The sequence below is a fragment of the Cupriavidus phytohabitans genome, assembly GCF_017815025.1.
Lineage (GTDB): Bacteria > Pseudomonadota > Gammaproteobacteria > Burkholderiales > Burkholderiaceae > Cupriavidus.
The window spans coordinates 1-470 of the sequence record NZ_JAGIQB010000259.1; the positions used below are offsets into that span (position 1 = coordinate 1).

Annotated in this window: 1 protein-coding gene; it reads right to left on the reverse strand. The window is 70.6% G+C overall.

What is annotated here, in order from left to right; translation table 11 throughout:
* On the reverse strand, window positions 1–470 hold a 470-nt coding region (locus tag J8I34_RS34415; RefSeq protein ID WP_209808634.1), incomplete at both ends, for a DNA-binding protein.

Consider the following 470-nt stretch of genomic DNA (forward strand, 5'->3'; position numbering starts at 1 on the left):
GCTTCGCGCGCGTGCTGGTGTTTTTCCTCGAGGGAGCGCCGGTGGGCTTCGTTCTCGGCCAGCCGCTCCTTGAGGTCGGCGACCTGCTGCTCGGCCGTGTGGCGCGCGATCGTTTCTTGCTGCAGCGTCTCGCGGGCGCGGCCGTGCGCGTCGCGCTCCTGCTGCAGGGCCGTCTCGACGCGCTGCACGTGTCCGCCCAATTGCTCGGCGTCGCGGTGCGCGGCGGCCAGATGCTCCGTGTGCCGGCGTTCCTGTTCCGCGTGCTCGGCGCGCGCGGCATCGATCCCCGCGTTGGCTTCCTCCTGCAATTGCTCGGCCAGCCGCTCCACCAGATCCTGCAGCGCCTCACTGATCGACGCCTTGCGGCCGGCGGTGCCGCCGTCCTCGGTGTCGAGTTCCCGCAGGTACTTGTGGATGGTCGTCTTCGAGCCGGTATTGCCGAGCGCGATGCGCACGGCGTCGACCGACGG